Genomic DNA, 25,079 nt, shown 5'->3' with positions numbered 1-25,079 from the left:
GGTGATGTTCGAACAAATCGAAGGCAGCGCCTGCATCCTTGTTATCTGCGGTCTATCTTTACCCTTCGCTTCCAGTCTGATTTTCCTTTGAGCCTTTCCTTTGACTTTGTTCAGCCCGAGCCGGCTGCAGTAGACCGCGTCACCCTGTTTGCCGACGTGATTCTGCCGCTCCCGTTGCCCAAGCTGTACACCTACCGCGTACCCTTCGAGCTGAACGACCAGGTAGTGGTGGGCGGCCGCGTGATTGTGCAGTTCGGCGCCAAGAAAACGCTCAGCTGCATTGTAGCGGCCGTGCACGAAAACCCGCCCAAGGAGTATCAGGCCAAGTACATTCTGGAGTTTATTGATGACGCGCCCGTAGTGACGCAGCCTCAGCTGAAGCTCTTCCGCTGGATGGCCGACTACTACATGTGCACGCTGGGCGAAGTCATTAACGCGGCCCTGCCCTCCGCTCTTAAGCTAAGCTCCGAGTCCCGGGTACAGCTGCATCCGGCCTTTGTGGCCGAGGAAAACCCGTATCCGCTCAGCGAGCAGGAGCAGAAAGTAGTGGAGGCGCTGAACACTGGTGAAGAAGGCAAGTCGCTCACGTTTACTGATGTCGGCGAAATCCTCGGTATCACCTCTTTTCATCGGGTTATTAAGTCCCTGATGCAGAAAGATGTCATCTTTCTGTTTGAGCACCTGGCCGATAAATACTCGCCCAAAGTGGTGAAGAAGGTGCGGCTGGCCCACCACTTTGTGGCCGAGGCGGCGCTGGAAAGCCTGTTTGCGCAGCTGGCTACCCGGGCCAAGCAGCTGGATGTGCTGATGCGCTACTTACAGAAGGTGCCCGTGTACCAGAACGAACACCGCAACCACCAGGGCATCGAAAAAGCCTACCTCACCAGCGCCCCGCACCTTTCCGCTTCGGCCGTAAATACGCTGATCAAAAACGGCGTACTGGAACAGTTTGATGTGATTGTGTCGCGCTTTCCGCTGGACGATTCAGCCGAAGCCAAAATCAACTTTACACTCAGCGAAGCCCAGACCACAGCCCGCGACGAAGTGCTGCAGCACTTCGGGGAGAAAGACATTGTGCTGCTGCACGGCGTAACGGGCGCCGGCAAAACTGAAATCTACATCGACCTGATTCGCAAGGCCATGGAGGGCGGCGGACAGGTGCTGTATCTGCTGCCCGAAATTGCGCTTACCGCCCAGATTGTTACCCGTCTCATGCGCGTGTTCGGCACACGGCTGGGCGTATATCACTCCAAATTCTCCGACAACGAGCGGGTAGAAGTGTGGAATGGGGTGCTTTCCGGCCGTTTTCAGGTGGTGGTAGGCGTGCGCTCCGCGGTGTTTCTGCCCTTCGATAATCTTTCCTTGATTATCGTGGACGAGGAGCACGAGTCGAGCTACAAGCAGTACGACCCGGCCCCACGCTACAATGCCCGGGAAGTGGCCCTGATGATGGCTAATTTCCAGGGTGCTAAAACGCTGCTGGGCTCTGCTACGCCGGCCGTGGAAACGTATTATCAGGCCCGGGCCGGCCGCTATGGACTGGTTACGCTGAGCAAACGTTTTGGAGAAGCTGGTTTGCCGGAAATTGTGCTGGTAGACACGCGTAAGTCCCGCGAGGCGAAGAAGATGCACAACCACTTCACGCCCGAGCTGATGACGGAAATGGAGACTAAGCTGGCCCTGAAAGAGCAGATTATTCTGTTCCAGAACCGGCGCGGCTACTCCCCTTTCATCAACTGCCTGGATTGCGGCTGGATACCTAAGTGCCAGAACTGCGCTGTGAGTTTGAGCTACCACAAGCACGCCCACGAGCTGCGCTGCCACTATTGCGGCTACCATGACCGGATGCCCGTGGAATGCCCGGCCTGTGGTTCGCGCAACCTCAAAACCGTGGGCTTCGGCACCGAAAAAATTGAGGATGACCTGAAGGTGATGCTGCCCCAGGCCAATGTGCAGCGCATGGACCTGGACACTACCCGCGCCAAAAACTCCTACCAGCAGATTATTGCTGATTTTGAAAAGCAGGTAACCAACGTGCTGGTGGGCACCCAGATGGTAACCAAAGGGCTGGACTTTGCCAACGTGAGCCTGGTGGGCATCATCAATGCCGACAGCATTATTCACTACCCCGATTTCCGGGCGCACGAGCGGGCTTTTCAGATGTTTGTGCAGGTGAGCGGGCGTGCGGGCCGTAAGGGCAAAAAGGGCAAGGTCATCATCCAGACCGGCGACCCGATGCAGGTGATTTTCGACAAGGTTATCCGCAACGACTATATCGAATTTTACGAGTACGAAATTCTGCAGCGACGCGAGTATGGCTTTCCGCCTTTCATGCGCGTCATCCGGCTTACGGTAAAACATATGGACCAGCACCTGGCCGAAGGTGCCGCCATTTTGCTGACCAATGAGCTGGTTGACCGGCTGGGTCGCGAGGCCGTACTGGGGCCGGAAGCGCCGTACATTTTCCGCATCCGCAACTTCTACCTGCAGGAAATCACCATCAAGCTCAGCCGCGAGCATACCGTGCTGAAATCGGCTAAGGCGGATATACTGGCGGCCATTAATGCGGTGAAGGATCAGAAGGAATACAAGCAGGCGCGTTTTGTGGCTGATGTTGACCCGATGTAAGCCAGCTTCTAACAGGCAATACCAACAAAAAGCCCCGACCATGCTATGGTCGGGGCTTTTTCTAAACCAGATTGGCTACCGACTTATACTTCGTCGAGCAGGCCCAGAATGATGAAGATGATACCGATGATGGCAATAATGCCGCCCAGGATACCAAAGATGCCGCTGATACCACTGAACAGTGAAATCAACAGACCAATCAGCAGCAGAATGATACCCTTGCGGATGTTACCGCTCAGCGCATCAGCCTTGGCTACGTCGCTGTGGGTTTTTACCTGTGCTTTTTGCGCCAGCTTGTTCATTTGCTTGGCTACTTTGCCTACTGCTACTTTCTGCAGTGTGCTCATTTTCTTGGGCGTGGCAGTAGCCATGGCATGTGAAGCCGCACGAGCTGCTTGAGCGGTAGTGGCAGGGGCCGCTTTGGGGGCTGCCGCTACAGGAACTGCTTCTAGGGCTGGGGTAACTACTGCTGCCTCTTCGGCCGCTACGGGTGCCGGTGCAGGCTTCGCCGCTACAACACGCTCAGTACCGTGGTAAGGCGTAGTTTTGGGCAGCATAGCATACTCAGCACGACTGCAGCTGCTAAGACCAGCAGCTACGACAACCAAAGCCGCCAGGCTTTGGCGCAGGTAGTGGAAATGTTGTTTCATAGGGGTTTGGGAAAGGTGAAAAAAGAAAATACGGAGGAAAGCATGTTCACGGATCGGCCACCTTATGGCCGCCAGCTACCTTTGCTTACTGCAATTATAGCTAATAAAACTGCCAAGGCAACAGGTAATAAAAATCTCCTTTCCCGCATTGTTTCTCCATAGGGCGCCATCACCTCAAACATTTGCCCCAACTTGCCTTCTAAGTCTGGTTCTATTTATGCTCCTATTTATCAGGACAGGCACTGTTGAGCATTCATGAAGTAGGGCCACAGCAGAATGGTTTTAAGATCATTAGCTCACAGTCCGTTCTTTGCCGGGGCTGAAGCAGGAACCAGCCTTAATAAGGGAAGGGTAAAGGTTCAAACCCATCCGGAAACCAGAAAAACAAACTACTGGTTAATAAACAAGCCAGACACTGTGCCTCCCAATAAAGCGTTGTGTTGGATGATAAAGGCCTTTTGTCATTCGAAAGCACCTTACAGCAGTAGGGTTAGCCCTTTAACCATACTACTGTTGGTCAAAAACCAGTAGCTCTTCCACTGTATATGCGTAGTAGTCCTTCTTATTTCTTGTGTTGCTCCGGCTTGCTGGCTTTGGGTGCTTTGATGCTGGCCCCGGCCTGTACACAGCCGCCCGCTGAAAGCCGGGCAGCCGCCGCTGCTGCTCATGCCTTTGTGCCTGATAGTACGGGCTATGAGCACCGACCCCCGCAGGACCCTAACGGCATCAGCAAATACTATCATGGCCGGCAGATTGCTCACGTTATGGGGCACGAAGGGGCTGATTGGCTGGAGCGCCCAAACCGCGCAGAAGAAGAGCGCACAGATTTGCTGCTTCAGGCCCTGCAGTTGAAGCCCACTGATGTAGTAGCCGACTTAGGGGCGGGCACCGGCTTTTTCACGTTTCGCCTTAGTCCACTGGTGCCCCAGGGCCGCGTTTTGGCCGTCGATATTCAGCCTGAAATGCTACGTGCCATTGAAAGCACGAAAGCCCGTACCCACCTAACCAACGTGGAGCCTATTCTGGGCACCACTAAAAGCCCGAACCTGCCCCCCGCCAGCGTAGATCTGGTGCTCCTGGTAGATGCTTATCACGAGTTTGACCACCCCCGGGAAATGATGCAGGCCGTACGCCGCGCCCTCAAGCCGGGTGGCCGGGTGGCGCTGGTAGAATACCGGGCTGAAGACCCGCAGGTGCCTATCAAGCGCATTCATAAGATGAGCATGGACCAGGCCCGCCGGGAACTGGAAGATGTGGGACTTGAGTTTGTGGAAAATATAGACAGGCTACCGCAGCAGCACCTGCTCATTTTCCGCCGTCCCCGCTAGTACATTTTGCGACTGGGTGGCCGTACCTTTGCTGGCTATGAATGCCAATCCGCGCCATCTTTCCATCCACGATTTCACCTATCAGCTTCCGCCGGAGCGCATTGCCCCAGAGCCCCTGCCCAACCGCGACCAGTCCCGCCTATTGGTGTATCGCCAGGGCCAGGTGACAGACCGGCACTTTTATCAGCTGCCCGCTGAGCTACCTGCTGATGCTTTGCTGGTTTTTAATGATACCAAAGTAGTGCGCGCCCGCCTCTTTGCACATAAGCCCACCGGCGGCATCATTGAGTTGTTTTGCCTGGAACCTGTGGCCCCGCATCGTGCTATAGAGCCGGCCATGCAGCAAACCGGCTCCTGTGTATGGAAATGCCTGGTTGGCAATGGCAAACGGTGGAAAAGCGGCCCGGTGCTGCTGGAGTTTATGGCTAACAACCAGCCGGCTACCCTGACGGCTGTGCGCCAGGAAACGGCTGATGGCTATTCCCTGATTCAGTTCAGTTGGGAGCCGGCCGAGCTGCCTTTTGCTGAGGTGCTGCGCGGGGCCGGCCACTTACCCCTGCCCCCTTACCTCAACCGCCCGGATACGGATGTAGATGCCGTGCGCTACCAAACGGTATATGCCGCGCAGGAAGGGGCGGTAGCTGCTCCTACGGCCGGACTGCACTTTTCAGAAGCGGTACTGCAGGAGTTGCATGCCCAAGGGGTAGACACCGCGCACGTGACGCTGCATGTAGGGGCAGGCACGTTTCAGCCCGTTAAAGCCGACCGGATGGCTGAGCATCCCATGCATGCGGAGCCTATCAGTGTTACGCCCGCCTTGCTGCAACAACTGCTCTCCCACCAGGGGCCAATACTGGCCGTGGGCACCACTAGCCTACGCACACTGGAAAGCCTTTATTGGTTGGGAGTACAGCTACTACAAGAGCCAGGTGCCGTAGATACATCCCTGCACATAAGTCAGTGGCAACCCTACGAGCCAGGCTCTGAAATACCACCAGCAGAGGCGCTGCAGGCCCTTTTGCACTACCTGGAACGTACCGGAGCCGATGTGCTGCACGCTACTACGCAGCTACTTATTGCGCCAGGCTATCAGTTTCGTATCGGGCAGGGGCTAATTACCAACTTTCATCAGCCAGAAAGCACTTTGTTGCTGCTGGTAGCGGCATTAGTAGGCCCACAATGGCGGCAACTCTATGAGCATGCGCTTAGCAATAACTACCGTTTTCTAAGCTACGGAGACAGTTCATTGCTGCTACCATAAGCCGCTTTGTGGCGATTTTACTGCTCTTTTATTGGTCCTTTTTTCCTACACCCGTATAAGGCTGAATTATTATCCCTAAACTCAACTCAGCCATGAAAAAGATAGTATTGCTGCTGGTATTTGCAGCCTTCTCTACTGCCGCTTCGGCGCAAACAGAAACCAAGACTGAAATTAAGGATCCGGCTACCGGCGCAAAAACCACTACCGAGGTAGATGTGCGGGACAATGGCACCGTGCAAACGGAAACGGAAACCCGCACCGGCCGTACCAAAGTGGGCGAGGCGGCTCATAATACCGGCCAAGATGTAAAATATGCTGGTAAGAAAACCGGCCGTGTAGCGAAAAGAGCCGGCCAGAAAACCGGACATGTCGTAAAAAGAGGCGCCCAGAAAACGGGCCACGGCGTAAAGAAAGCCGGTAAAGCTGTCAAAAATACCGCTAAGGATGTTGTAGACTAAGGTATTCAGCTTCCATTATACAAAAGCCCCCGATACAGCTGTATCGGGGGCTTTTGTATAAGTAAAAGGGTAGTGCCCTTACTGTCCTACAAAGAAAATAGCATTGCCGAAGAGGAGCTTCCCTCCTTGCCAAAAGGCCCGGAACAAAGGGTTATCGGCCAGATAAACTACCTGGCCACGACCCATTTCCTGTGCTCCCAGCACCATGGTATCCGTTAGCTTGCGGCGGGCACGGGAGCCGGCAAAACCAGCGGAATAGTTGTTCTTTTTCAGTACGCCTACATTCCACCCTCCCTGGCCCAGGAACTGATAATTGACGGTATCCCGAATCAGAGCGTAGTAACTGCTGCCATAGCCAAAGGCAAGCGGGTGGGTGTTGTCTAGCTGTACGCGGAAGATGCTGCCCTGCACCAGTTCCTGCAGCTGCTCCCGCTCGGAGTCGGCGTAGCGGCGCAGCTGGCGATAAGGGTCCTGTTTTTTAGTACTGGCGCTGTCAGCGGGTTTGGCTTTCAGGTCGAAGTCTTTCTTGCCGGCCAGGAAAGCAGCGGCGCCTTCCATTGCAATTAATTTTCCGCCGCCTCGCACCCAGGCTTTCAGGTTTTCGAGGCCTTTCTCCGGGAAGATGTCGCCGTAGTTTCCATCGGGCAAAATCAGTACGTCAAACTTAGCCAGGGGCACGCTGCTGAGGTAGTCTGACCCCAGCACTGTAACGGGGTAGCCAATCTGCTGCTCAAAGAAGTGCCATACTTCGCCAAAAGCCGTGGGCGAAACGCCTTCCCCGGCCAGCACCGCTACATTAGGCTTGTTCACGAAGCGCACGTAACCAGAGCCCAGGTCGGCCCCGCTGGTGGCAAAGCCGGAGCTGACCGCCTGCACCACTACGCCGGAAGAATCGGCCTGGGAGCGGACCAGCTGGTCGAATTTCGGGCCCAGTCCTTCATTGCCGTTGCGCGTGATAACCAGCGTACCGGAGGAGTATTTCTGCCCTTCGGCTTCAAATGGACGGGCTGCTACCCGCACTTTCACTTTTTGCTGCAATAGCCGACTCAGAAAGCGGACATCCTGCAAGTTGTTCCAGCGTGCCACATAGGCATAAGGCGTAGCGCCTGCCGTGGCCGTACCCTTCACCGTAGTGGCCGTAGCGGCAGCTCCAGAACCATCTATCCGCTGCTTTACCGCATAGGCTTTCAGCCCGAAGGCATAGGGCAGTGCCCAGGAAGTAATATCATAGGTAAGGGAGTCCTCCAGCGTGGGCTGGGGCTCAAACAACACCTTTACCAGCGTGGATTTGGGCTGGTACATGCTAACCACCACGTCGCGGGGCTCAATCTGAACGTTTTCGGTTTTCCCGGTGGTGTAGTTGAAACCCTTTGTTTTGACGCGCTTCGGCGCGTAGCCGTAACGGATCTGCTGCCGGTCGAGAAACTGGGTGAGGGCCTTCAGCTGGCCGGGGTCGCCGCTGCCTGCCAGTACAAAGGACTTATACTCGCCCTGCGGCTTGTTGAGGGCATTGGTGTAGTACTGCTGGAAGTTCTTGACGAGTTCATCGCTCCGCTCGGCCGTAGCCTGAATGGTAGCCAGGCTAGTGGCATAATGGTGCGAAATGCGCTGCTCCAGCGTCAGGGTATCGCCATCGGACTTAGCAATGCGCACGCCGGCACGGCCGGAGCCGCCCTGCTCATAGGTCATGCCAATGGCGCCGTTGAAGGACGGATAGGTGTCGCCGTAGCTGGGGTAAAACAGGTCGAAGGTTTCGCGGGTGAAATACAGCCAGTTATTCTGGTCAAAAACCTTGCGGTTGTAGTCGCCGATGATGTTCTGGAAGTTGCGCTGCCAGGGCGTAATATCAGCATGAAAAGGCTTGGCGGCCGGCGAGAAATAGTACGGCTCATCCACACCCATTTCGTGGAAGTCGGCGTGTACCTGGGGCAGCCACTGGTTATAGAGCATGAGACGCTGCCGGCTTTCCTGCTGCGTCTGCCAGGCCCAGTCCCGGTTCAGATCGAAATAATAATGGTTGTAGCGGCCACCAGGCCAGGGCTCGTGGTGTTCCCAGGCGTAAGGTGAGGCATTGGGTGACTGGCTGCGCACCCGGTTGTACCACTGCGCATACCGCTCGCGCCCGTCCGGGTTGATGCAGGGGTCTACTACTACCACCACATTCTGCAGCCATTTCTGTACCTGCTCATTGCCGGGGTTTGCCAGATCATACAGTACCTGCATCACTGCTTCCGACGACACGGCCTCATTGCCATGCACGTTGTAGCTCAGCCACACAATGGCTGGTTGCTGGCGCTGCACGGCCCCGGTTTCCAGCCCGGCCAGGCGCAGGTTGTTGCGCCGGATTTCTTCCAGGCGGCTCATGTTATCCGGCGTGCCCACCTGCACTACCTCCAGCGGACGGTGCTCGTAGGTTTCGCCGTAGCGCTGCAGGTGCATGCGCCCTCCGGATGCTTTTACGACGTGGTCTACATAGCGCAGCAAATCGGCGTGCGGGGTAAAGCGGCTGCCCAATGGATACCCCAGGAACTGGGCTGGTGTCAGCAGCTGGCTGGCGGCCTGTTGCGCATAGCCCGCAACCGGTAGCACCAGCCAAAGCAACAGGGGCAGCCATGCCGCCCAACGGCGAATCTTCATGCGAAACAGATTAGGGTGAGCGGGAAAGGAATCAGCGAAAATACAACCCGCTACCAGAACCCCACACCTCTGGCCCGCCTTTCTGCCTGGCAGCTTACTTAGGCGAAGTGCCTTTAAGCGGATTCTACCTCTGCGGCTTGCGGAATAGGTTCCGTTATGACGGCTGAAGGCCCTTTTTCGCGCACTTCATGCAGCACCTTTTCTACTACACCGCGTCCAAACAAACTAATGCCGGCATTAAACACGCCCAGCGCCAGCGTACCTGCACCTACCCATTTACCGGTAGGTGCGCCTTTCTGCTTCATCTCCGTGGCCCATTGTATCAGGCAGGTGCCCAAACCAATTACTATCAGCCCGGAAGGGGCAAAAACGAGCCATTTTGTTTTGTGCGTTGTCATGCTATGAGTATTTAAAAGGAGGGTAATCGGGACTCAACCCGTAAACGAAAGCCAGCCTGTAGCGGCCGGTCTTATCTGGGCAATCGTACCTTTGCGGGCCGGGGTTACCATTGGGCTGCTATTTCCCTCGGCTTACGGCCCTGTTTCTGGCTTATTTACTGCCAGCCACCGCTATACGTTACTGGACTATGAGTGCTCTTGCCTACGAACAACTGCTGCGCGAAGCTTTTCGCACTGAGGAAGATGCCGCCCGCTACCTCAAAGAGCCCGACACCTCGGCTTATGCGGCGTTTGAGCATGCTTCCCAAACGGATCTGGCCTTCCGCTTTGAGCGGGTGCGCCTGGGTGTGGCCATGAGCCTGATGAAACTGCTGGCCGAGTTAGGCGACCATGACGAAAGCCGCCGCGTGCTGGATGTGCTGCACCGGGCCCTGCGCGCCCGCACCGTAGCTGACATCGACAACACCATTACGCGGGATGCCAAAGCCTTTGAGCGACTTTACACCAACCTGTATGTAAATGAGGAAGGTGGGCTGCTATTACAACTGTTTGAAATGACGCTGGATGCTGACTCCAAGCAGCGCATGGACGAGGTTATTGCCGAGGCACTGGCCCTGCTGCCTGAACTGGACTTCAGCCACCACAACGAAGATGAGGACGAAGAATAACTAACGGCCTCCCCTATTTCAGTTTAGCAGCAAACAACTACCTTTTCAGCGTTTTCGGGCGGGTGTTTCTACCGGCCTCACACGTAGCCTTTTTCGGTTGTTGTTATGACGCTCATTTTTCTGGGGCTGGTATTGCTCATTCTGGGGCTGAATGCTGCCAAAATATCCTACGCCTTTGAGCGGTTTCGGGGGTTGCTGATATTTGGCGGAGTGCTGTTGGCAGTGCTGGGCCTGGCCCTGAGCACGATTGTGCAGATAGAAGCAGGAAACGTGGGGGTACAAACGCTCTTTGGGCAGGTGCAGCCGCGCATTCTCAACAGCGGCCTCAATCTGGTGAATCCGCTGGTGGAAGTCACGCGGTTTGATACCCGCACTCAGAACTACACGATGTCGGCGCTGCACTCAGAGGGCAAGCAGGAAGGCGACGATGCCATCCGGGTACTCTCGGCCGATGGTCTGGAAGTCATCATCGACCTGACGGCCCTATACCACGTAATTCCCAGCGAAACCCCGCGCATCCTCACCACCATCGGCACCGACTACGAGAACAAGATTGTGCGCCCCATTGCCCGCACCCGCATCCGCGACAATGCCGTGTATTATGATGCTGTAGCGCTGTATTCCTCCCGCCGCGACGAGTTTCAGAACCGCATCTACAAGTCCATTGAGGCTGATTTTCGGAAAAATGGCCTGCAGTTGGACCAGCTCCTGATTCGGAATATTCAGCTACCGAATTCGGTTAAAGCCAGTATTGAGAGCAAGATTTCCGCCGAGCAGGATGCGCAGAAGATGCAGTTTGTCCTCCAGAAGGAGCGGCAGGAAGCGGAACGGAAGCGTGTGGAGGCCCAGGGTATTGCCGACTATCAGAAGATTCTGAGCACCGAGCTTAGCGACAAGTTGCTGCAGTACGAAATGATTAAGGCCAACAAAGAAATTGCAACCTCACCCAACAGTAAGGTCATCATTATGGGCAGTGGCCGCGGCGCCACTCCCCAGTTATTAGTTTCGGATAAGTAGCGGCCAGGTTTCTAATAACCATAAAGCAAAAGGCGGCTCCGGTTACCCGGAGCCGCCTTTTGCTTTATGGTTATTAGGCTAAAACTTAATAGCCATCATTCTGGGGCAGGGCATTCCCCAGATTGATTTCGTACTGCGGAATAGGCATAACCAACTCCGGGCTGCTGGCAGTAAAATCACCGATGGCGCGGCCAGTACGCTTGTAGTCGTGCAGGCGGAAGCCTTCAAATGCCAGCTCCAGGTCACGCTCATTCAGGATACTTGTTAGCGTAACGGCGGCTAGCAAAGGTGCCTTTGCCCGGCTACGCAACATATTGATATCCTCCAAAGGGGCAGCGCCCACGGCAGAATTCAGCCGCTGATTTGCTTCTGCCCGGATCAGGTACATCTCGCTGAGGCGGATAATGGGGATGTTCTGCGAAGAGGTATTCCACTTATAGGAGCGCAGCCGGCCTGCCCTGCGCCCATCACCGGTGTAAATAAGGGACGCACCGATTTGCTCGGTAGCACCGCGCTGGTCACCCTCTTCATACCGGGCAGCAAAGGCTTCCAGCACGCGCACATCACCACGGCCACCAAAGCCCCGGATATTGCTGGAATAGAATGTGGCCAGGCCATCGTTGGAGGCACCGGCGTTGTTCTGGTCGTTCTGCTGCACCTCAAACAATACTTCCGACGAATTCTTGTTGGTGAAGGTGGAAATGACCGAGGCGTTCAGCGAAGCACCGCTGTTTTCGATAACGTCGTTCGACAGTTCCAGGGCTTTGGCATAGTTGCCCATCTGCAGGTACACGCGGGCCAGCAGGGCTTTGGCATCATACATATCAAAGCGGCGCACATCGGTTCCCTCGTTGGGGTCGGGCAGCAACTCCATGGCGGTGGTCAGATCGGTCAGCACCTGGGTGTATACTTCCTGCACGCTGGCGCGGGCCAGCCGTACCGAAGCCTGCGCTTCCGTTTTATTAGCCGTCAGGCTAAGTGGGATACCCGGTGTGCTGGCCGGATCCGGCACGCCCTCCGGAGCATTACTGGGGGTTTGGTAAGGCTGGGCGTACAGCCGAACCAAATCGAAGAACAGCATACCCCGGATCATATGCGCCTCGCCCTCAATCAGACTTTTCTGCGCTTCATCGGTTAGCACTGGAGTAGCCTCCAGCACCAGATTGGCCAGGTTGATAGTCTGGTAGTTCTGGTTCCAGGTCCGGTCGGCTTCCGTGTTAATGGAAGTCATGTTCTTGGCGGTTACCTCCTGGTAGCTCTTGAAGGTCCCCTGCCAGGTCAGATACTCAGGGCCAGCCCCGAGCAAATCGGGCAGCAAAACCAGATTGGTTCCATAAGACTGGGGCAGATCCAGGCGGGCATAGGCCCCAATGATGGCGCTTTCTACGCCTTGCGGCGTGCTCAGTGCTGTTCCGGCATCAACGGATTGCTGCGGCGTGATATCCAGCTGTTTGTCGCAGCTCATGAGCCCTAACGTGAGCAGAAAAGCAAGCGACGCAGCCGAGCGACGTAATCCTGTATATTTCATGATGAAGGTCAAAGTTTAGAGGAATTAGAAGCCCACATTTACGCCCACCAACCAGGTTTTAGCCAGTGGCGGCGTGTAGAAATCGTGACCAAGCAGGTAGTTGGCCTGCCCGAAAGTGGTGGTGTTTACTTCCGGATCATATCCATCATAGTTAGTGATAGTAATGAGGTTCTGGCCGGTTACATACACCCGTGCCGACTTCATGAAACCACGCTTGGCCATTTCGGCCGGAATAGTATAGCCCAGGGTTAGGTTTTTGAAACGGAAGAAAGAGCCATCGGAAATCCAGCGCGAAGAAGGGGCCGTGCCGTTAGCATCGGCAAAGCTGGCGCGGGGCACATTGGTGATGTCCCCGGGCTTCTGCCAGCGCTTCAGTTGATCAATCGTCTGGTTATCAAAATAATCCCCGTTTACGGACTGGAACACGCCGCCAATGTTGTAGATATCATTGCCGTAAGTGAACTGATTCAGCAGGCTTAGATCAAAACCTTTAAAGCTGAATGTGTTGGTCAGCCCACCCGTGAACTTGGGGTTAGGGTCGCCCAGCTTCTGCTGGGAGGCTGCGCCATAATCATTGGTCTTGGAGCCATCCTCAGCATAATAAAGCGCATCCCCGTTATCCGGATCAACCCCGGCATACTTCACGCCCCAGAATACACCAATGGGCTCACCCTGCCGAACCCGGCCCAGGTTACGGCCACCGGAGATAATCTCGCCACCAGGCAGTTCCGTAATTTTGTTCCGGTTAACGGAGATGTTAAAGTTTGTTAACCACTTAAAGTCCCCATCAATGTTGCGTGTGTTCAGGCTTAATTCGATGCCGCGGTTCTGCAGCTTACCCACGTTGCGCGTAACGGAGGGGTAGCCACCTGTATAAGGCAATTGCAGGTTCAGCAACAGGTCGCGGGTTTTCTTTTGGTACACATCTACTTCGCCGGAAATACGGTTATCGAGGAAGCCAAACTCTACGCCAAAGTCAGCCTGCGCCGTAGTTTCCCAGGTCAGATCGGGGTTGCCCAGACCAGTAGGCTGAATACCCGCTACATCGGCATAAGGAATGGCCGAATACAAACGGCGGAAGGCAAAGTTGCCAATCTCGGCGTTACCCGTGAGGCCATAGCTGGCGCGCAGTTTCAGGAAGTTCAGAATGCCGTTTTCGCTCAGAAAGTCTTCCTCCGTTATCACCCAGCCAATGGAGCCGGCGGGGAAAGTACCATAGCGGTTGTTGTCGCTGAAGCGCGAGGAGCCGTCCGTACGAATACTGCCTGAGAGCAGGTATTTATTCTTGAACGTGTAGTTTACCCGGGCCAGATATGACAGGAAGCTATACCCCGTACCGGCGCTGCTGGCGCCGGTGATACGGGCAGCCGAAGCAATTTTCTTGAACTGGTCGTTGGGGAAACCCTGCCCTTCTGAGGAGTTAGACTGCTCGTTGTAGCGCTGGTAGGAAATACCGCCCAGCAGCTCCACGTTATGATCTTCGCCGAATGTCTTCAGCCAGGTAGCCGTGTTGTTAGAGGTAAAGTTGGTGCCCTGCAGCTGGTTCTGGTAGCCGTAGCCCGTAGGTGCCCCGTCTTCGGTAAGGCTGCCATAGTAGAGGCTTTCGTTCAGGTTCAGGAAGTCAACCCCATTTTCTGTCCGCAGCATCAGCCCTTTTATCGGCTCATAACCCAGCGTAGCGGTGCTGAAAGAGCGGTACGTACCAGCCCGGTTAGAAGCATTATCCACATCTACTAAACCATTATAATAGAGCGTATTCCGGTTCAGGCCACTAGGGTCGCTGGCATCGTAGGCCGACTGAATAGGCGGCAGAGCATTCAGCTGCACCGGGTTGGAAAACGCGGCATCATCCGATACCCGGTCATTCACGGAACGGGTGAAGGACAGGTTCAGCCCTAATTTCAGCTTATCAGAAATAGAGTGGTCGAAGTTGGTGCGGATAGAACCACGGCGGTAGCGGTTCCGGATAATAATACCCGTCTGGTCGTTGAAGGTAGTGCTGATAAAGAAGCGGGTTTTGGCATCGCCACCCGAGACGTTAGCATCATACTGCTGCACACTGCCTTTGCGGAAAGCCAGGTCGCCCCAAGGGGTGTTTTCCGTTGAGTTCAGGTCCATACCACCCTCTTCCGCAAACACCTGCTCTAAGTCCGGATCCTCCCCGTAGTAAAAGTTGATGTAGCCATTCGGGTTTTTGGCCGAGTTGAGGATAGCCTCCGAAAAGAGCTCCTTGTACTGATCGGCATTCAGGAACTTCCGAATCCGGGTTGCCTCACTTCTGCCATAGTAAGCGCCCACATTCACGCGGGTTTCACCGGCCCGGCCTTTTTTGGTGGTAACCAGAATAACCCCGTTGGATGCGCGCGAGCCATAAATAGCGGATGCGGCCGCATCTTTCAGAATGGTAATGCTCTCAATGTCGTTCGGGTTCAGGTCGGCCATGGGGTTAATGGGGTCCGTATTGGCCGCACCCACGTCCTGGGAGGTTACCGGAATACCATCAATAACATACAGCGGCTGGTTGGAAGCAGTAACGGAGGAGGCACCGCGTACCCGGATCTGCACCGCAGAACCCAGCTTACCCGACCCTTGGTTGATTTGTACCCCCGGCGTACGGCCCTGAATAGCCTGCTCAAAGCTGACGGTAGGCACGTTTTCTACCTCTTTGCTGCTGAGCTGGGTGACCGAGCCAGTAAGCTCCCGCTTGGCCTGAGAGCCATACCCAATGACCACTGTTTCGCCCAGTATTGTTTCGTTGGTTTGCAGGCGTACCGTTATGTTACTTTGGTTGCCTACCGCTACTGTTTGCGCAGTGTAGCCAATGGAGCTGAACACCAGGCTGGCCCCTTCCTGCACGGTTATCGTAAAATTACCGCTCCCATCGGTACTGGTACCGTTGGTAGTACCGCGCTCCAGCACGGTTACACCGGGCAGGCCCGAGCCATCACCTGCCGCCGTAACCCGCCCGCTTACGGAGCGCGTCTGAGCCCAGGCTGCTACCCCCAGCACCAAATACAGGACTAGGGTAAGAAGTAGTCTGTGTTTCATGATAAGTGACCTTGCGGCCGTTTTAAGTGAATATTATTTGATAAGGGTAGTTAGAGTGCCCCCTATCTAACGCATTTGACAATACTAAACAATTATGCAGGATTTCAACACCCATTAGGATTTTGCCCGCCTATTTTGATGATGCCATGAAGAATCAGAATGCACAGCTAAAATCCCTGTTTATTTGTATCAACTTAGATTTATGTCACAGATTCAGTACCTCACGGCCCACGTGGCCATTCAACGCGCCGCTGAGGCGCTGCAAGCCTGCCCCCGTATCGGCGTCGATCTGGAATTCGATGACATGCGCCACCGCTATGGTCGTAATCTGGCCCTGATTCAGATTTTTGACGGCCAGACCGTTTATCTGATTGATCCGCTGCCACTGACCAATCCGGCCCACGAGCTAGAGCCCATTTGGGCCATTCTGCGCGACCCGGCCGTGGAGAAAGTCTTCCACAGCTGCAAGTCCGATATTCTGCTGCTGGATGAGCTTTACAGCGTGCACGTGCGCAACATCACCGATACCAGTGTGCAGTACACGCTACTGGCGGAGTCGGAAAACAATATTTCGCTGGGCCGCCTTATTCAGGCGGAGTTGGGGCTGGAAGTAGATAAAGGCGAGCAGAAATCGAACTGGCTAAAGCGCCCCCTTACGGAGGCACAGAAGGAGTATGCGGCTAATGATGTGGTATACCTGTTTGAGTTAGCTGACCGCCTGGCGGCTAAGCTGGCCGATCTGGGCCGCACGCAATGGGCCGCCGAGGAAAATGCAGCCCTCGAAGATGTGCGCTACACCCGCGACGAGCGGCCCTACCTGCGCATTGCCGGCAAATACCGCATCCAGCCCGATGAAATGCCCCTGTTCCGCGACCTGTACCTGGTGCGCGACCAGATGGCCCGGCAGTTGGATCGGCCACCCTACATGGTCTTCGCTAATGACCGACTGGCTGAGCTGGTGCGCGACACGCCACGCAATGAAAACGACTGGAAATCAGCTCGTGGCCTACACCCAGACCTGAAGCGCGCGCCGTATCTGGAGCGTCTCTCGGCCCTGTCGCCGCACAACTTTGTGCCTACACCCGAACCGGCACCCAGCGCCGAAGGCCGCCGCTTTCCGTTCCGGCGCCGTCTCAGCGGGGAGAAGGCCACCCGTGCCGATGCCCGCGAACAGCTATTGATTCAGCTAAAGACCCACATTACAGAGGATGTAAACAGCTATGTTGCCAACCTGGTGCTTTCCAACCGCCTGGTAGCCGATATAGTAGAGTTAGGCGCCGAGCATGTGCTACGCCCCTGGCAGAAAACCATTCTGCGCGAAACTGCGCAGCGCCACAACCTCGATTACGACCTGATTGCGCTGCCTTTCTAGCCCATAGCTTTGCCAGACAGGTTGGTTTCTACAGATAGCAGCTAAAAAACAAAAGCCTCCAGTCTGGGGGCTTTTGTTTTTTAGGCGTTTTTATACCTGCCCAACAAATCCAGCCAACTTCGCAGGCTAGAATTGCGCCGCCTCAGTGCTGCCTACTAAAGCCGTCGTACTGTTCTTGCCCGCTGATACGACATTCTGCACCGCATCAAAATAGCCAGTGCCTACAAACGCCTGGTGTTTTACAGCTTTAAAGCCCTGCTTCTGCAGCGCGAATTCCCGTTCCTGCAACTCAGAATATCCCGCCATGCCCCTGTCGCGGTAAGCCTGGGCCAGCTCAAACATGCTGGTATTCAGAGCATGGAACCCGGCCAGGGTAATAAACTGAAATTTATAGCCTAGCGCCGCCAGCTCTTCCCGGAAGGTTTCCATCTGCTCTACACTTAGCTTGGATGCCCAGTTGAAGGAAGGCGAGCAGTTATACGCCAGCAGTTTGCCAGGGTATTGCGCATGAATACCCTCGGCGAATTGTCGGGCCTGTTCCAGGTCGGGGTGTGAGGTTTCCATCCATATCAGGTCAGCGTAGGGCGCGTAGGCCAGGCCCCGGGCAATGCAGGCAGACACCCCACAGCGTACCCGGTAGAACCCTTCGCTGGTACGCTCGGCTTCCTGTAGCACAAAAGGTTTGTCGCGGGGGTCTACATCGGCCGTGAGCAGATCAGCGGCATCTGCATCGGTGCGGGCTACAATGAGGGTGGGCACACCCAATACATCGGCAGCCAGCCGGGCGGCTACCAGCTTTTGTACCGCTTCCTGAGTGGGCACCAATACTTTCCCGCCCAGATGCCCACACTTCTTGGCCGAGGAAAGCTGGTCTTCAAAATGAACCCCGGCAGCGCCGGCCTCAATCATCATTTTCATGAGTTCAAAAGCATTCAGATTGCCGCCAAAGCCTGCTTCCGCATCCGCTACAATGGGCACCATCCAATGCACTTCTCCATCACCGGTTAGGTTTTGAATCTGGTCGGCGCGGAGGAGGGCATTGTTGATGCGGCGCACTACACTGGGCACGCTGTCCACCGGGTACAGACTTTGATCTGGGTACATCTGGCCGGCACCGTTGGCATCGGCAGCTACTTGCCAGCCGGAGAGGTAAATGGCATTTAGCCCCGCCTGTACCTCCTGCACGGCCTGGTTGCCGGTGAGGGCGCCTAAGCCTGCCACATAGGGTTGCGTATGCAGTTGCTGCCAGAGGCGCTCGGCCCCCTGCCGCGCCAGCGAGTACTCAATCTTCACGGAGCCCTGCAGCTTTACAACATCCTCGGCGGTGTACGGCCGCTTGATGCCCTGCCAGCGCGGGTTCTGGATCCAGTCCTGGGTAATGGCGGCAATGCGTTCCTGCTTATTCATGGGGTTTGCGTTGTGGGATGAAAAGGATTAGGAAAAGGCAAAGCGCTGCCCGGCCGGCGTTAGGGCGGCTTTTTGGAAAATCAATTCACACGAATCAGGTCAGGCCTCCCGCTTCAGCGAGGGCAAGGCAACCTTGATGCTTGCTATGCTAGGCTAACTGTTCGTAAGCGGGCACCGTCAAAAACTCAATAAATTTCTCACTGGCAACCAGCCGGTCGAACAGGCGGGCTGCCTCCAGGTAGCGTCCCTGCTCAAACTGCTCCTCACCTACCACTGCCTTCATTTTCTCTAGCTGGCCCGGTACCATAGAGCGGTACAACTCCAATGTTACGACGCGGCCATCCGCCAGCGTAGTGCCCGGTGTATGCACCCACTGCCACACCTGTGCCCGGCTGATTTCGGCCGTAGCCGCATCTTCCATTAGGTTATAAATGGGCACGCAGCCATTGCCCCGCAGCCAGGACTCTATATATTGAATGGCTACGTCGATGTTCAGCTTCAGGCCTTCCTCTGTAATGCTGCCTTCGGGCGCCCGCACCAGATCAGCTGCCGTTACCTGCACATCTTCGCGCTTGTTTTCAATTTGGTTGGGACCTGGCATGAACTCATTAAACACATCCAGAGCTACCGGTACTAGGCCAGGGTGGGCTACCCAGGTGCCATCGTGGCCGTTTTTGGCTTCACGCACTTTATCCAGGCGCACTTTCTCCAGCGCGGCCTCGTTGGCTTCCGGGTTATTTTTGATGGGAATCTGGGCTGCCATGCCACCAATGGCATGTACCCCGCGGCGGTGGCAGGTTTGGATAACCAGCTGCGAGTAGGCCGCCATAAAAGGCACGGCCATGGTTACCTGGGCACGGTCGGGCAAGCGGAATTCAGGTTTCAGCCCCAGTCGTTTGATGTAGGAGAAAATATAGTCCCAGCGCCCACAGTTGAGGCCCGCGCTGTGCTCACGCAGCTCGTATAGGATTTCATTCAGCTCGAAGGCAGCAGGCAGCGTCTCAATGAGCACTGTGGCCTTAATGGTGCATTTGGGGAGTTTGAGCGACCATTGTGCAAAGCCAAAAACATCGTTCCATAGGCGCGCTTCCAGGTGGCTTTCAATCTTGGGCAGGTAAAAGTATGGGGCACTGCCGCGGGCACACAGCTCGTGCACGTTATGGAAGTAGTATAAGCCAAAATCGAACAGAGAAGCGCTGATGGGCTCCCCATCCACCAGCACGTGCTTTTCTACCAGGTGCCAGCCGCGGGGGCGCACTACCAGCGTCGCTATTTCCGCGTTAAGCCTGTACTCTTTAGCCGGGGTACTCAGGCTAATGGTGCGGCGGACAGCATCCCGCAGGTTACGCTGGCCTTCTACCACATTCTCCCAGGTAGGCGCGTTGGAATCTTCCAGATCCGCCATGAACACTTTTGCCCCGGAGTTCAGGGCATTGATCATCATTTTCCGATCCACGGGTCCGGTAATCTCCACGCGGCGGTCCTGCAAATCCTGCGGGATAGGGGCCACTGTCCACGGCTTTTCCCGGATCAGCCGGGTTTCCGGCAGAAAGTCAGGCAGCTTACCGGCTGCAAACTCCTGTTGCCGCGCTTCCCGGCGGGCCAACAAATGGCGTCGGGTAGGATCGAACCGACGGTGCAACTCGGCCACAAATGCCAGGGCTGAGGGCGTAAGAATCGCCGCAAATTCCGGCTTGAAGGCTCCTGTTACCCGTACTCGCTCCGGTGTGAGGTAAACAGACTCGGGTACTACCGTTTGGGTGTCGGAAAAGGGCAACATACACAGGGAGTTTGAAGGTGAGACAGTTGAGGACCTGACCAAACATACAAAAGCGAATATTTACATACAAGCGAATATTCGCTAATTATAAATAATCGCCAAATCCTGTTAATTTTGTAGGCTTTTCTTGCCTGATTCAGCGCTGAGTTCTAAAATCCGCGTTACTTGCAGGTTAGTACTTTGTCGCCTCTGCCCCTCTTTCTTCCGCCTATGCTTAGTCACGGCCAGGTTGTCCGCCTGATTTTTGGTCTTAAACTGCGCGAGTTGCGCCAGGAACGCGGCTTTACGCCCGCTGAGCTGGCTCGAGCCTGTGATGTATCGGTATCCTACCTCAATGAGATTGAGAAAGGCAAGAAGTACCCCAAGGCAGATAAAATACTGAGCATGAGCAAGGTGCTGGGCGTAAGCTACGACCAGCTCACTTCGCTTACACTGAGCCGCCGCCTGGAGCCTATTTCCCAGTTGCTTCAGTCAGATGTTTTAAAAGAGTTTCCACTGGAGATGTTCGGGCTGGAGCCCATTCGTATTGTAGAGCTCATTGCGGATGCGCCGGCTAAGATGAATGCCTTCATCAGCACGCTCTTCGAAATTGCCCGCAATTATGAGCTGCGCCAGGAAAACTTTTTTCTGGCTGCGCTGCGCTCCTATCAGGAGATGCATGACAACTACTTTGAGGAGCTGGAGCAGGACGTACGCACCTTCATTGTAGAAGAGCAGCTGAGCTTTGCTGCGCCCTTTGATACCACCCAACTGGAGCGCGTGCTGGTAGAAAAATATGGCTATTCCATAGACCGCACCACCTTGGGCGACTATGGTTCTTTAGGCCGTCTGCGCTCCGTATATCAGCCCAAACTAAGCCGACTGCTGTTGCGCCCCGGCCTCACCCGGGCCCAGGAGTCGTTTGTCCTGGGCCGCGAGGTGGCCTTTAACTACCTCAACCTGAAAGAGCGCCCCTATGTGAATGCCAACTTCCCGGTGCGCTCTTTCGATGAGGTACTGAACAACTTCAAGGCCTCTTACTTTGCCAGTGCCCTGCTGATGGAAGAGGATAGCCTGGTGCGCGACGTGCAGCAATTCTTCAGCTCCGACCACTGGGACCCGAACCGTCTGCTGGATTTGCTGACCAAGTATGGGGTGTCGCCGGAGATGTTCATGCAGCGCATCACTAACCTGCTTCCCCGCCACTTCGGGCTGCAAAGCCTGTTTTTCCTGCGTTTTGATCAGGCTAAGGCCAACGCACCCTACGTCCTGACCAAGGAGCTACACCTCTCACGCCTGCACAACCCGCACGGCAACGAACTGCACGAGCACTACTGCCGCCGCTGGATTTCCCTGCGCCTGATTCACGAATGCCGCAGTGTGGCGCTTCGCCAGGCCCCCGCCTTCAGTATTGGTGCCCAACGCTCCCGCTACCCTAACGAGGACGAATACCTGTGTCTCACCCTTGCCCGCGCCGGCACGGCCGTAGAGCCGGCAGTAAGCGTCACGGTGGGCCTACTCTGCGACGATAACCTGCGCAACAAAGTGCGCTTTCTGGACGACCCGGCTATTCCGCAGAAACGCGTAAACGAAACCTGCGAGCGGTGCCAGATTCCGGACTGCGAAGTGCGGGCGGCTCCCCCCGTAGAAATTGAGCGGCGAGAGCGGCGCGAACAGTTGCGCGAAGCCATTTCCAACTTAGTAAATGCCGGCTAAGTAGGCTTGGGCTTATCTTTGAAGATAGGTAGTAAGTAACGCTTGAGGTATTGAAGGCTGTGTTGAGACGTTTCGGATGGATTTTGCTGGCTGTGTTGCTGCTGGTCGGCACATGGGCGGGCTACCAGGGCTGGCGCGTGTGGTGGAAGCCTAACGTAACACCCTCACCTGAGGGGCCGGCTTACCTGTTTATCCGTACCGGAGCCACTTTTCGGGAAGTGCTGAATACCCTGGCGCGGCAGGAACTGCTGCAGGATACGGCCACGTTCCGCTGGCTGGCCGTGCGCCGGGGGTACCCAATACAGGTACGGCCCGGGCGCTACCTGCTCTCGCCGGAGCTGGGCAATGACCAGCTCCTGGACAAACTGCTGAGCGGCCATCAGGACACGCTGGCTTTTGAGCTTGATGCCTTCAAATACAAGCCCCAACTGGCCCGCCAGATAAGTCGCCATCTGGAAGCAGACTCCGCCAGCTTGCGTCAACTGCTGGCCAACAATGCCTTTTTGAAGCAGAATTATCAGCTAGACACCACTACCATTCTGACGCTTTTTCTGCCGGGCAGTTATCGGCTGGTCTGGAATACCTCGGCCCGGCAGTTTCTGGACTCGGCGGCAGCCACGCACCGACGGTTCTGGACGCCGCGCCGCCAGCAGCAGGCCGACTCTCTGGGCCTGTCTCCGGTGCAGGTGCATGTGCTAGCGAGCATTGTGCAGCGCGAAACGGCCAAGAAGGAAGACAAGCCCGTCATTGCCGGCGTATACCTCAACCGCCTGCGCCGGAGCATGCGCCTGCAGGCTGATCCTACCCTGCTTTGGGCCATCGGTAATTTTGGGGTGAAGCGTGTGCTGAATAAGGATAAGCTGGTAGACTCTCCCTACAACACCTACAAGCACAAAGGCCTGCCGCCCGGCCCTATCACTTCCGCCAACCGCCAGAGCCTGGATGCCGTGCTGAAGCCCACTGCCCACCGTTACCTGTTCTTCTGCGCCCGCCCCGACCGCAGCGGCTTTTCTGATTTCGCCGAAACCTTCGCGCAGCATAAGCAAAATGCCCGCCGCTACCAGCACATGCTCGATAGCCTCCGGATTCTGCGCTAACGGGCTAAAGTCTGGGAATGCGCACAATGCGCAACGATGTGCCCCTTTTCAGGGCTTCTTCTCTACGCAGTAGCGTTTCCTCATAGCCCAGACCAGTAAACTCTGAGTGCTCCAGAAAAAGCAGTGGGGAAAGCAATAGCGGCTCGGTAAACTCAGCTTCTGCCGGCAGCTTTTCAAGTGATGGAAACTGGTTGATTCCGGTTACCAGCCGGTAGCCATCCAACACCACATATTGCACGCCAGCAGCCTGTAATGCCGGCAGTTGGTTGTCATTACTGATGACCTGCACGCTGATACCGGCTGGCGCCGCAAAAGGCAGCAGGGCATTACTCACTGTGCTGGCCACCTGTTGCTGGCCGTGGCTCTGTAGCCATTGTGCTACCTGGTCATAGCTTGTGGCGGTGTAGCGGTAAATGTAGTGTTGAATGCGCAGCAGGTTTCCGCCAATAATCAGCAGAGAAAACACTACCAATATGCTGGCGCGTATGGGTACGCTCAGCCGCTGCTGAATTATAGCAGTATTCAGTAGCTGCTGCAGGGACAAAAAGCCAAGAGCTGCAAACAGGCCATAAGCAAACAGCAGTCCGCGGGGGGCTTTCAGAATTAGGGACATCCCCCCCATAAATAACCAGGCCCAAACCAGCAGATAGATAGGCAGCGTGAGTTCCTTGCGCCAGGCACGGAGCTGCTGCCAGAATACGACCGGTGTCAGTAACAATCCCATCCACAGCAGCGGCGACTCAAACTGAATCAGCATGCGCGGGTAGTACCATAAATCTAAGCGCACATTGCCGGTGCGACCTGCTTCGTTCATGGCCGAGGGCCACAGAATACCGGCGTACGTGGCCAGCCAGCGGTACCAGGGCAGAATGGTCAGGCCTGTCACTACTATTCCCAATACCAGAAAAGGTGCCGCCAGAATGGCCATAACGCGCCACGCATTGCCGCGCTGCCACAGTAGCCCATCAGCCTGAAGTATTTCAAACGCACCTAGAATAGGGAAGATCAGCAGGAATTTATAGTTGATGCACAGCCCCACGGCCAGCCATACAGCTACCCGCGTTAGGGCTTTCCGGCTGGGCTGCTGCAGCCGTTCGTAATAGGCCCGCATCAGCTCGCCAAAGAGCAGCAGGCTGGCCGAACTCATGGTGAAGTCGCGACCAGAGAAAGTGAGCATAGTGCAGGTGCCGATGAGCAGCGCTAACAGGGCAGCTTCGGGGCCACGCAGGTGGGCATAGCGCGCCACAAAGGCTGCCAGCCGGCCTACTGCTGCTACAGCTAGTAGCGCATTCAAATACAGAAACCAGTGAAAATCGGGCTGTAGGGCCGCTACTGGCGCATACAGCAGGTAGAAGCCAGGGCTGGCATGATGAAAGATATTGCGCAGGTTACCCTGGGCTACTTCCTGCACAATCTGCCAGTTTCGTACCGAGTCGTAGTCGGGGAAGGCGGCCTGCGGCAGGCCGTGCAGCCGGATAGCAGCCAGCAGCAGCAAGGCCGGCAGCAACCAGAGCAAGGTTTTCGGGGAGAATTTGTCGTTTTTCGCGTCGGGCATGGACCGGCAGGTTACTAGCAGCCCACGAAATACGCAAAACAAACCACTTCCCTCCTTCTTATGCGTGCAGTTATTCAGCGGGTGCAACAGGCCAGTGTAACGGTAGAGGGCCGTGTAACCGGCGAAATAGGCCCAGGCTTGCTGGTTCTGGCCGGTTTCGCGCCCGACGATGATACCCGTTCCCTGGACTGGATGGCCCGGAAGCTGGTGCAGCTTCGTATTTTCTCGGATGAGGAGGGCAAGATGAACCGCAGCGTGCAGGATATACAAGGACAGGTGCTGGTGGTCAGTCAGTTTACTTTACTGGCTGATGCCCGCAAAGGCAACCGCCCCAGCTACATTGGCGCCGCCCCGCCTCCCATAGCCATTCCGCTATATGAGCAGTTTGTACAGATGCTGGAAAAGCTACTGAATCAGCCTGTGCCGACCGGTGAATTTGGGGCCGATATGCAGGTAAGTCTGCTGAATGATGGTCCGGTAACTATTGTGCTGGATTCGCCAGCGGCAAATCAGTAAAGCCTCAAACCATACTGTCATCCTGCGCGGGGCGCA

Annotated in this window: 18 protein-coding genes; 10 read left to right on the top strand and 8 right to left on the bottom strand. The window is 55.8% G+C overall.

All coding sequences use genetic code 11. The features are described 5' to 3' along the window. Positions 1 to 87 precede the first annotated feature (87 nt). Positions 88 to 2,628: a replication restart helicase PriA gene (priA, locus tag Q4G72_RS06330; protein ID WP_303310560.1), complete on the top strand. Its 2,541-nt coding sequence runs from the start codon at positions 88 to 90 to the stop codon at positions 2,626 to 2,628. Positions 2,629 to 2,711: 83 nt separating this feature from the next. Here the strand turns inward: priA and Q4G72_RS06325 are convergent, their stop codons facing one another. Continuing rightward, positions 2,712 to 3,278, bottom strand: a complete 567-nt coding sequence (locus Q4G72_RS06325; protein ID WP_303310559.1) for a hypothetical protein — start codon at positions 3,276 to 3,278, stop codon at positions 2,712 to 2,714. A 545-nt stretch (positions 3,279 to 3,823) separates the two neighbouring features. Between Q4G72_RS06325 and Q4G72_RS06320 the strand changes: the two genes are divergently transcribed. The 3 genes from Q4G72_RS06320 (at position 3,824) to Q4G72_RS06310 (ending at position 6,325) form a co-directional block, all read left to right on the top strand. After that, positions 3,824 to 4,606 (top strand): class I SAM-dependent methyltransferase, encoded by a 783-nt coding sequence (locus Q4G72_RS06320; protein ID WP_303310558.1) that lies wholly within the window; start codon positions 3,824 to 3,826, stop codon positions 4,604 to 4,606. Positions 4,607 to 4,643: 37 nt separating this feature from the next. Continuing rightward, positions 4,644 to 5,867, top strand: a complete 1,224-nt coding sequence (locus tag Q4G72_RS06315) for an S-adenosylmethionine:tRNA ribosyltransferase-isomerase (protein WP_303310557.1) — start codon at positions 4,644 to 4,646, stop codon at positions 5,865 to 5,867. 92 nt (positions 5,868 to 5,959) lie between these two features. Beyond that, on the top strand, positions 5,960 to 6,325 hold the full coding sequence (locus Q4G72_RS06310) for a hypothetical protein (RefSeq protein WP_303310556.1): 366 nt from the start codon (positions 5,960 to 5,962) through the stop codon (positions 6,323 to 6,325). Positions 6,326 to 6,403: 78 nt separating this feature from the next. Here the strand turns inward: Q4G72_RS06310 and Q4G72_RS06305 are convergent, their stop codons facing one another. Continuing rightward, positions 6,404 to 8,962 (bottom strand): M14 family zinc carboxypeptidase, encoded by a 2,559-nt coding sequence (locus Q4G72_RS06305; protein WP_303310555.1) that lies wholly within the window; start codon positions 8,960 to 8,962, stop codon positions 6,404 to 6,406. A 113-nt stretch (positions 8,963 to 9,075) separates the two neighbouring features. After that, positions 9,076 to 9,360, bottom strand: coding sequence for a hypothetical protein (locus Q4G72_RS06300; protein WP_303310554.1), 285 nt, complete (start codon positions 9,358 to 9,360; stop codon positions 9,076 to 9,078). A 188-nt stretch (positions 9,361 to 9,548) separates the two neighbouring features. Here Q4G72_RS06300 and Q4G72_RS06295 point away from each other — a divergent pair, with 188 nt between their 5' ends. Beyond that, a complete protein-coding gene (locus Q4G72_RS06295) occupies positions 9,549 to 10,028 on the top strand; it encodes a hypothetical protein (RefSeq protein ID WP_303310553.1) in 480 nt (159 codons plus the stop codon). Between the two features lie 105 nt (positions 10,029 to 10,133). Continuing rightward, positions 10,134 to 11,045, top strand: coding sequence for a prohibitin family protein (locus Q4G72_RS06290; protein WP_303310552.1), 912 nt, complete (start codon positions 10,134 to 10,136; stop codon positions 11,043 to 11,045). An 85-nt stretch (positions 11,046 to 11,130) separates the two neighbouring features. On the opposite strand, the gene Q4G72_RS06285 is transcribed toward Q4G72_RS06290, so the two are convergent. Continuing rightward, positions 11,131 to 12,573, bottom strand: coding sequence for a RagB/SusD family nutrient uptake outer membrane protein (locus Q4G72_RS06285; protein ID WP_303310551.1), 1,443 nt, complete (start codon positions 12,571 to 12,573; stop codon positions 11,131 to 11,133). 24 nt (positions 12,574 to 12,597) lie between these two features. Then, on the bottom strand, positions 12,598 to 15,621 hold the full coding sequence (locus Q4G72_RS06280; protein ID WP_303310550.1) for a SusC/RagA family TonB-linked outer membrane protein: 3,024 nt from the start codon (positions 15,619 to 15,621) through the stop codon (positions 12,598 to 12,600). Between the two features lie 202 nt (positions 15,622 to 15,823). Here Q4G72_RS06280 and Q4G72_RS06275 point away from each other — a divergent pair, with 202 nt between their 5' ends. Further along, positions 15,824 to 16,993: a ribonuclease D gene (locus Q4G72_RS06275; RefSeq protein WP_303310549.1), complete on the top strand. Its 1,170-nt coding sequence runs from the start codon at positions 15,824 to 15,826 to the stop codon at positions 16,991 to 16,993. Between the two features lie 126 nt (positions 16,994 to 17,119). Here the strand turns inward: Q4G72_RS06275 and aceA are convergent, their stop codons facing one another. Both aceA and aceB read right to left on the bottom strand, forming a co-directional pair. Next, positions 17,120 to 18,400: an isocitrate lyase gene (gene aceA / locus Q4G72_RS06270; protein ID WP_303310548.1), complete on the bottom strand. Its 1,281-nt coding sequence runs from the start codon at positions 18,398 to 18,400 to the stop codon at positions 17,120 to 17,122. Positions 18,401 to 18,548: 148 nt separating this feature from the next. After that, positions 18,549 to 20,180, bottom strand: a complete 1,632-nt coding sequence (gene aceB / locus Q4G72_RS06265) for a malate synthase A (protein ID WP_303310547.1) — start codon at positions 20,178 to 20,180, stop codon at positions 18,549 to 18,551. Positions 20,181 to 20,390: 210 nt separating this feature from the next. On the opposite strand from aceB, the gene Q4G72_RS06260 reads away from it, so the two are divergent. Continuing rightward, a complete protein-coding gene (locus Q4G72_RS06260) occupies positions 20,391 to 21,875 on the top strand; it encodes a helix-turn-helix domain-containing protein (RefSeq protein WP_303310546.1) in 1,485 nt (494 codons plus the stop codon). 59 nt (positions 21,876 to 21,934) lie between these two features. After that, entirely contained in the window at positions 21,935 to 22,972 is a 1,038-nt protein-coding gene (gene mltG, locus Q4G72_RS06255; protein ID WP_303310545.1) for an endolytic transglycosylase MltG, read from the top strand. Positions 22,973 to 22,976: 4 nt separating this feature from the next. Here mltG and Q4G72_RS06250 read toward each other — a convergent pair whose 3' ends face one another. Next, entirely contained in the window at positions 22,977 to 24,527 is a 1,551-nt protein-coding gene (locus Q4G72_RS06250; protein ID WP_303310544.1) for a glycosyltransferase family protein, read from the bottom strand. 60 nt (positions 24,528 to 24,587) lie between these two features. Here Q4G72_RS06250 and dtd point away from each other — a divergent pair, with 60 nt between their 5' ends. After that, positions 24,588 to 25,043: a D-aminoacyl-tRNA deacylase gene (gene dtd, locus Q4G72_RS06245; RefSeq protein ID WP_303310543.1), complete on the top strand. Its 456-nt coding sequence runs from the start codon at positions 24,588 to 24,590 to the stop codon at positions 25,041 to 25,043. The last annotated feature ends 36 nt before the right edge of the window (positions 25,044 to 25,079 follow it).

It is taken from the genome of Hymenobacter sp. BT730 (genome assembly GCF_030542105.1).
Lineage (GTDB): Bacteria > Bacteroidota > Bacteroidia > Cytophagales > Hymenobacteraceae > Hymenobacter.
This window is presented reverse-complemented; position numbering and strand designations above follow the sequence as displayed.

Coding starts and splice junctions, on each gene's coding strand:
- Q4G72_RS06260 (WP_303310546.1), top strand. CDS start 20,391: ATGCTTAGTCACGGCCAGGTTGTCCGCCTGATTTTTGGTCTTAAACTG.
- Q4G72_RS06315 (WP_303310557.1), top strand. CDS start 4,644: ATGAATGCCAATCCGCGCCATCTTTCCATCCACGATTTCACCTATCAG.
- Q4G72_RS06305 (WP_303310555.1), bottom strand. CDS start 8,962: ATGAAGATTCGCCGTTGGGCGGCATGGCTGCCCCTGTTGCTTTGGCTG.
- Q4G72_RS06295 (WP_303310553.1), top strand. CDS start 9,549: ATGAGTGCTCTTGCCTACGAACAACTGCTGCGCGAAGCTTTTCGCACT.
- dtd (WP_303310543.1), top strand. CDS start 24,588: ATGCGTGCAGTTATTCAGCGGGTGCAACAGGCCAGTGTAACGGTAGAG.
- Q4G72_RS06275 (WP_303310549.1), top strand. CDS start 15,824: ATGTCACAGATTCAGTACCTCACGGCCCACGTGGCCATTCAACGCGCC.
- Q4G72_RS06325 (WP_303310559.1), bottom strand. CDS start 3,278: ATGAAACAACATTTCCACTACCTGCGCCAAAGCCTGGCGGCTTTGGTT.
- aceA (WP_303310548.1), bottom strand. CDS start 18,400: ATGAATAAGCAGGAACGCATTGCCGCCATTACCCAGGACTGGATCCAG.
- Q4G72_RS06250 (WP_303310544.1), bottom strand. CDS start 24,527: ATGCCCGACGCGAAAAACGACAAATTCTCCCCGAAAACCTTGCTCTGG.
- Q4G72_RS06280 (WP_303310550.1), bottom strand. CDS start 15,621: ATGAAACACAGACTACTTCTTACCCTAGTCCTGTATTTGGTGCTGGGG.
- Q4G72_RS06310 (WP_303310556.1), top strand. CDS start 5,960: ATGAAAAAGATAGTATTGCTGCTGGTATTTGCAGCCTTCTCTACTGCC.
- Q4G72_RS06290 (WP_303310552.1), top strand. CDS start 10,134: ATGACGCTCATTTTTCTGGGGCTGGTATTGCTCATTCTGGGGCTGAAT.
- Q4G72_RS06300 (WP_303310554.1), bottom strand. CDS start 9,360: ATGACAACGCACAAAACAAAATGGCTCGTTTTTGCCCCTTCCGGGCTG.
- Q4G72_RS06285 (WP_303310551.1), bottom strand. CDS start 12,573: ATGAAATATACAGGATTACGTCGCTCGGCTGCGTCGCTTGCTTTTCTG.
- Q4G72_RS06320 (WP_303310558.1), top strand. CDS start 3,824: ATGCGTAGTAGTCCTTCTTATTTCTTGTGTTGCTCCGGCTTGCTGGCT.
- aceB (WP_303310547.1), bottom strand. CDS start 20,180: ATGTTGCCCTTTTCCGACACCCAAACGGTAGTACCCGAGTCTGTTTAC.